Source organism: Fundidesulfovibrio magnetotacticus, assembly GCF_013019105.1.
GTDB classification, from domain to species: Bacteria; Desulfobacterota; Desulfovibrionia; order Desulfovibrionales; family Desulfovibrionaceae; genus Fundidesulfovibrio; species Fundidesulfovibrio magnetotacticus.
Genome location: NZ_BLTE01000056.1, coordinates 1 through 499, shown reverse-complemented (window position 1 = coordinate 499; position 499 = coordinate 1). Strand labels below are relative to the sequence as shown.

The window sequence follows — 499 nt, the reverse complement described above, 5'->3', positions numbered from 1 at the left end:
GCCCAGTTCGGAATACGACTGGGACAGGTTCCGGGCCGCGTTCATTGCCATCAAGTTGTGGTTGATAACGAGAGACATGGCGATTCCTCCGTGAATGTGGGTGGCATCCTTGCCTCGGCGCTGCCGGGACCTTCCCGTTCGCCCGGGACCCTGCCCCGGCCGTGGCGCGCCGCCTTTGACCCTCTTATCGTCCGGTTTCCGAATTCCCTTTAGGCCTTTTCCCCCTCTGTCCGTAAAACGGAGAAGGCCGGCCCGGCATCGCCGGACCGGCCTTCGAGAGCGGAAGGCTGGCTTGCTCCCGGGCTAGCCGAGGAGCTGCATGGCCATCTTGGGCAGGCTGTTGGCCTGCGAGAGCATGGCGATGGCGGACTGGGTGAGGATCTGCGAGCGCACGAAGCTCGTCATCTCCTCGGCCACGTCCACGTCCGAGATCTGCGACTCGGCGGCCTGCAGGTTTTCGGCCTGGATCTGCAGGTTCTGCACGGTGTTCTCCAGGCGG

At 64.3% G+C, this 499-nt stretch carries 1 protein-coding gene; it reads right to left on the bottom strand.

Going from position 1 to position 499, the window contains the following annotated elements; genetic code table 11:
* Positions 1-303 precede the first annotated feature (303 nt).
* Positions 304-499: flagellin (locus tag NNJEOMEG_RS20280; protein ID WP_268885709.1), on the bottom strand; the 196-nt coding region annotated here is incomplete at its 5' end.